We start from the raw sequence: 6,196 nt of genomic DNA on the forward strand, positions 1-6,196 counted from the left end.
GATGTGTATAAGAGACAGGCCCCGGTGGCCTTGGGGTCCGTCGATATCGAGCCGAACGAGTTGAGCAGCGCCGGGTCGCGGAACACCACCGCGCCGATCGGCGGGCCGCCCCACGCCAGCGCGTTCACCGCCACCACGTCGGCATCGGTTTCCTTCACGTCGAGCAGGCGGTAGGGCGCGGCGGCGGAATGGTCGACGACCACCAACCCGCCGACATCGTGCACCAGCTTGGTCATCGCCCGCAGGTCGGTGACCGTGCCCAGCGCCGCGGACGCCGATGAGACGGCGACCAGCCGGGTCGACTTGCCGATCAAGCCCTCCCACTGCCAGGTCGGCAGCTCGCCGGTCTCGATGTCGATCTCGGCCCACTTCACCTTGGCGCCGTAGCGGTGCGCCGCCCGCAGCCACGGGGCGATGTTCGCTTCGTCGTCGAGGCGGCTGACGATCACCTCGTAGCCCAGCCCGGCCCGCGAGGACGACGTCTCGGCCAGCGCCGACAACAGGATCGCGCGGTCGGCGCCGAGCACCACGCCCGCCGGGTCGACGTTGAAGAGGTCGGCCACCGCGGCCCGCGCGGCCTCCAGGATCGCGGCGCTGCGCTGCGCCGACGGGTGCGCACCCACCGCGGTGGCGCTGGACCGGCGGAACGCCGTGGAGACCGTGGTCGCGACGGAATCGGGGATCAGCATCCCGGTCGGTGCGTCGAAGTGCACCCACCCGTCACCCAGCGACGGATGCAGTCCGCGCACCCGGGCGACGTCGTAAGCCATGCCAGCCACCTTAGAGCTTCCGCTTCTCCGCGAAACTGTGACGGTAGCGGGTGCCCGGAGACGCTCGAGCCGTTCCAGCGTGCCGGTGGCTTCGAAGAGGCAGGACACCCGGCCAGCCATACTAGTCGAGTGGGCCTCTGGTTCGGAACGCTGATCGCATTGTTCTTGCTGATAGCGCCCGGGGCGGTCATCGCGCGAATCAGTCAGCTGAGTTGGCCCATCGCCGTCGCGGTCGGCCCGGCGCTGACCTACGGCGCCATCGCGCTGGCGATCATCCCGTTCGGCGCCGTCGGAATCCCGTGGAACGGCTGGACCGCGCTGGCCACGCTGATCGTGGTGTGCCTGGCGATGACGGTCCTGCAGCTGCTGCTCGGCCGCTTCCGCGACACCGAGGCCGAGGCGCGCGGGATCGGCCGGTTGCCGGCGCTGACCGTGGCGGCCGGGGTGCTGCTGGGTGCGCTGTTGATCATGTGGGCGGCCTACCGCGGCCTGGCCGCCCACTGGCAGACGGTGCCGAGCACGTGGGACGCCGTCTGGCACGCCAACGAGGTGCGGTTCATCCTGGACACCGGGCAGGCGTCGTCCACCCACATGGGCGAGCTGCGCAACGTCGAGACGCATCAGACGCTGTACTACCCGTCGGTGTTCCACGCGTGGGTGGCGGTGTTCTGTCAGCTCACCGGGGCGGCGCCCACGACCGGCTACACGGTGAGCTCGGTGGCGGCCTCGGTGTGGCTGTTCCCCGCCAGCGCGGCGATGCTGACCTGGAAGCTGCTGCGGGGGCGCTGGGGGGAATGGCGCACCGCCGCGGCGGCCGCCACCACCGCCGCGCTCTCCGTGTCGTTCACCTCCCTGCCCTACGTCGAGTTCGGCGTCGCCGCGATGCCCAACCTGGCCGCCTACGGCGTCGTCGTCCCCACCTTCGTGCTGATCGCCTCGACGCTGCGGCACCGCGACCGGATCCCCTTAGCGGTGCTGGCCTTCGTCGGGCTGATGTCCGTGCACCTGACCGGCGGGTTCATCGTCGTGCTGTTCCTGGTGGCCTGGTGGTTGCTGGACGTGCTGTGGAATCCGGTGCGCGGGCGGCTCGCCGACGCAATGACGCTCGCCGGCGTGACGGTGACCACCGCGCTGATCCTGCTGCCGCAGTTCATCAGCGTCCGCCAGCAGGAAGACATCATCGCCGGGCACTCATTCCTGACCAAGCTCAGCAAGAAGCGGGGGGTGTGGGATGCCGTCTTCCAGCACTCGCGTCATCTCAACGACTTCCCGTACCAGTACGGGCTGATGACGCTGGCGATCGTCGGCGGAATCATCTTCGCCTACAAGAGGATCTGGTGGCCGCTGGCGGTGTGGCTGTTGCTCGTGGTGGTCGACGTCGACGCGGGAACACCGCTCGGCGGCCCGCTCGGCGCGGTGGCCGGCGCGTTCGGGGAGTTTTTCTACAAGGACCCGCGCCGCATTTCGGCCGCCATCACGCTGCTGCTCGAGCCGATGGCCGGTGTCGCATTGTTCTTGATCGTCATGGTGGTGATGGCCGGCGCCCGACGAGTCGCCGGCCGATTCAAACCCTTGCCGGCGCCGGCCTGGACCGCGGCCACCGCGGTCCTGCTGGTGGCCACGACCGTGTTCACCGCCCGCCACTACTTCTATCGGCACCTGGTCCTGTTCGGCGACAAGTACGACTCGGTGATGATCGACCAGCGCGACCTGATGGCCATGGCCTATCTGTCCAAGCTGCCCGGGGCGCACACCACCGTGATCGGCAACGCCAACACCGACGGCACGGCGTGGATGTACGCCGTCGCCGACCTGCACCCGCTTTGGACCCACTACGACTACCCGCAGCAAATGGGCCCCGGCCCCAACCGCTACATCTTCTGGGCCGGCGCCCGCAAGGGTGAGTCCGATCCCCGGGTGGTCGAGGCGATCAAAGCGCTCAATATCCGGTACATCTACACGAGCATGCCGACGGTCCGGGGCTTCGCCGTACCCGACGGACTAGTGTCACTGGATAAATCGAAGTCGTGGGCGCTGATCTACGACAACGGTGGAGCCCGAATCTACGAATGGCGCGGAAACGACGGCGCGGCGCCGCACTCTTAGTGCGCAAAGGATGGTGATGGATGAGTACCGGCAACGACGACGATGGCATTGAGATCATCGGCGGCGTCGACCCGCGGATCATGGCGGTGGCGGAGGATGACTCCGACGAGCGCTCACTGACCGATCTGGTCGAGCAGCCGGCCAAGGTGATGCGCATCGGAACGATGATCAAGCAACTGCTCGAGGAGGTCCGCGCCGCACCCCTCGACGAGGCCAGCCGCAACCGGCTGCGCGAGATCCACGCGACCAGCATCCGCGAACTGGAAGAGGGCCTGGCGCCGGAACTTCGCGAAGAGCTCGACCGCCTCACCCTGCCGTTCAACGAGGACGCGGCGCCGTCCGACGCCGAATTGCGCATCGCCCAGGCGCAGCTGGTCGGCTGGCTGGAGGGCCTGTTCCATGGCATCCAGACGGCGCTGTTCGCGCAGCAGATGGCCGCCCGCGCGCAGCTGGAGAAGATGCGTCAGGGCGCGCTGCCCCCGGGCATCGGCAAGCCCGGCGGATCCGGGCACGGTCAGTACCTGTAAAGCGAAGCACGGTGGCGGGTCCTCACATCGAGACGCACAACGCGTGGGTGGAATTTCCCATTTTCGACGCGAAGTCGCGCTCGCTGAAGAAAGCCTTCCTGGGCAAGGCGGGCGGCACCATCGGCCGCAACGCGTCCAACGTGGTCGTCGTCGAGGCGCTGCGCGACATCACCATGTCGCTCGAGCTGGGTGACCGGGTCGGGCTGGTCGGCCACAACGGCGCGGGGAAATCGACTCTGCTGCGCCTACTTTCGGGGATCTACGAGCCCACCCGCGGCTGGGCGCAGGTCACCGGCCGGGTCGCACCGGTCTTCGACCTCGGAGTCGGCATGGACCCCGAGATCTCTGGCTACGAGAACATCATCATCCGCGGGCTGTTCCTGGGGCAGACCCGCAAGCAGATGCTGGCCAAGGTCGACGAGATCGCCGAGTTCACCGAGTTGGGCGACTACCTGTCGATGCCGCTGCGCACGTACTCGACCGGCATGCGGGTGCGGCTGGCCATGGGCGTGGTCACCAGCATCGACCCCGAGATCCTGCTGCTCGACGAGGGCATCGGCGCGGTGGACGCCGACTTCTTGAAGAAGGCCCAGTCCCGGTTGCAGGGCTTGGTCGAGCGGTCCGGAATCCTGGTATTCGCCAGCCATTCCAACGAATTCCTCGCCCGCCTCTGTAAGACGGCGATGTGGATCGACCACGGCGTGATCCGCCAGTCCGGCGGCATCGAAGACGTGGTGCGCGCCTACGAGGGTGAGGACGCGGCCCGGCACGTACGCGAGGTGCTGGCCGAGACGGCCGCAGAAAAGCCGCTGGCGCAAAGAGCATCCGGAGATGAGTGAGTCCGTCGTCGCCGTCGTCGTCACCCACCGGCGCCCCGACGAGCTGGCCAAGTCGCTGGGCACCCTGAGCAGCCAGACCAGGTTGCCCGATCACCTGATCATCGTCGATAACGACGGGTGCGGCGACGGCCGGGTCCGCGACCTGGTCGCCGGCCAGCCGATCCCGACCAGCTACCTGGCCTCCCGCCGAAACCTCGGCGGCGCAGGCGGTTTCGCGCTGGGCATGTTGCACGCGTTGGCGCAGGGGGCCGACTGGGTGTGGCTGGCCGACGACGACGGGCGGCCGCAGGACTCGCACGTGCTGGCCACCCTGCTGGCGTGCGCGCAGAAGCACGGCCTGGCCGAGGTGTCACCGATGGTGTGCAACCTCGACGACCCCGAGCGGCTCGCGTTCCCGCTGCGCCGCGGGCTGGTATGGCGCAGGCGCGCAAGCGAATTGCGCACCGAGCCCGGGCAGGACCTGCTGCCCGGCATCGCGTCGCTGTTCAACGGCGCGTTGTTCCGGGCGTCCACGCTCGAAGCGATCGGCGTCCCCGACCTGCGGCTGTTCATCCGCGGCGACGAGGTCGAGATGCATCGGCGACTGGTGCGGTCGGGCCTACCGTTCGGCACCTGCCTGGACGCGATCTACTTGCACCCCTGCGGATCCGCGGAATTCCGGCCGATCCTGGGCGGCCGCATGCACACCCAGTACCCCGACGACCCGACCAAGCGGTTCTACACCTATCGCAACCGCGGCTACCTGTTATCCCAGCCGGGGCTGCGCAAGCTGCAAGCGCAGGAGTGGGTGCGGTTCGGCTGGTACTTTCTGCTGCCCCGCCGCGACCCCAGGGGCCTGGCGGAGTGGATTCGGTTGCGCCGCTTGGGCCGTCGGGAGCAGTTCGGCGGGTCGCCACCATCGAGTCCGGGAGGCACACAATGACGTTTCTGGACGCCGCCGCCCAGTCGCGGACCTTCATCCGCGCCCGGGGCGATCTGGTCGCAGGCTTCCGCCGGCACGAGTTGTGGCTGCACCTGGGCTGGCAGGACATCAAGCAGCGCTACCGCCGCTCGGTGCTGGGGCCGTTCTGGATCACCATCGCGACCGGCACCACCGCCGTCGCGATGGGCGGCTTGTACTCCAAGCTCTTTCACCTCGAGCTGTCCGTGCACCTGCCCTACGTGACGCTCGGCCTGATCATCTGGAACCTCATCAACGCGGCCATTCTGGAGGGCGCCGACGTCTTCGTCGCCAACGAGGGTCTGATCAAGCAACTCCCCACCCCGCTGTCGGTGCACGTGTACCGCCTGGTGTGGCGGCAGATGATCTTGTTCGCGCACAACATCGTCATCTACGTCGTCATCGCGATGATCTATCCGAAGCCGTGGTCGTGGGCGGACCTGTCGGTGATCCCGGCGCTGGCGTTGATCGTGCTGAATTGCATTTGGGTGTCACTGTGTTTCGGCATCCTGGCCACCCGCTACCGCGACATCGGGCCGCTGCTGTTCTCGGTGGTGCAGCTGTTGTTCTTCATGACGCCGATCATCTGGAACGACGACACGCTGCGGCAGCAGGGCGCGGGCCGGTGGTCGAAGATCGTCGAGCTCAACCCGCTGCTGCACTATCTCGACATCGTGCGCGCGCCGCTGCTCGGCGCCCATCAGGAGTTGCGGCACTGGGCCGTGGTGGCGGTGCTCACCGTGGTCGGCTGGTTGTTGGCGGCGGTCGCGATGCGGCAATACCGGGCCCGGGTGCCGTACTGGGTCTAGCTCACATGAGCGGCGGGCCGGGATCGAGCCAGGCGAGCGAATCATCGATCTGCCCTTTGTATTGCGGGCAGTAGGCGGACACCGAAAGGCCGACGAAGAACCCGGCCTGTCGCGCCGTCAGACTGGTGTCTTTCATCACCTTCATCGCGAGCAGGCTCGACCGCTGGTTGTTGTCCAGCCCGGCGCACACCTGTCTCTTATACAC

Annotated in this window: 7 protein-coding genes; 5 read left to right on the top strand and 2 right to left on the bottom strand. The window is 67.9% G+C overall.

All coding sequences use genetic code 11. The features are described from left to right. Positions 1 to 770 (bottom strand): aminotransferase class V-fold PLP-dependent enzyme (locus tag WU80_RS23775; protein ID WP_156371848.1); only part of this gene is annotated, 770 nt, incomplete at its 3' end. Between the two features lie 129 nt (positions 771 to 899). Here WU80_RS23775 and WU80_RS23780 point away from each other — a divergent pair. From WU80_RS23780 to WU80_RS23800, 5 genes are read left to right on the top strand one after another with little or no spacing between them, the layout of a single operon-like run. Continuing rightward, positions 900 to 2,876: a DUF6541 family protein gene (locus tag WU80_RS23780; RefSeq protein ID WP_055405600.1), complete on the top strand. Its 1,977-nt coding sequence runs from the start codon at positions 900 to 902 to the stop codon at positions 2,874 to 2,876. Between the two features lie 20 nt (positions 2,877 to 2,896). Then, the gene (locus WU80_RS23785) at positions 2,897 to 3,403 is read left to right on the top strand and encodes a bacterial proteasome activator family protein (RefSeq protein WP_055405601.1); all 507 of its coding nucleotides are present in this window, start codon (positions 2,897 to 2,899) and stop codon (positions 3,401 to 3,403) included. A gap of 11 nt (positions 3,404 to 3,414) precedes the next feature. Further along, a complete protein-coding gene (locus tag WU80_RS23790; protein ID WP_055405602.1) occupies positions 3,415 to 4,242 on the top strand; it encodes an ABC transporter ATP-binding protein in 828 nt (275 codons plus the stop codon). Then, positions 4,235 to 5,164, top strand: a complete 930-nt coding sequence (locus tag WU80_RS23795; protein ID WP_055405868.1) for a glycosyltransferase — start codon at positions 4,235 to 4,237, stop codon at positions 5,162 to 5,164. Before WU80_RS23790 ends, WU80_RS23795 begins: the two co-directional genes overlap by 8 nt. Further along, entirely contained in the window at positions 5,161 to 5,991 is an 831-nt protein-coding gene (locus WU80_RS23800) for an ABC transporter permease (protein WP_055404596.1), read from the top strand. The genes WU80_RS23795 and WU80_RS23800 overlap by 4 nt, the downstream gene beginning before the upstream one ends. 1 nt (position 5,992) lies before the next feature. On the opposite strand, the gene WU80_RS23805 is transcribed toward WU80_RS23800, so the two are convergent. Continuing rightward, positions 5,993 to 6,196, bottom strand: a 204-nt coding sequence (locus tag WU80_RS23805) for a DUF732 domain-containing protein (protein ID WP_156371850.1), incomplete at its 5' end; no start/stop codon positions are given.

The organism is Mycobacterium sp. UM_11, assembly GCF_001414075.1.
GTDB lineage: Bacteria > Actinomycetota > Actinomycetes > Mycobacteriales > Mycobacteriaceae > Mycobacterium.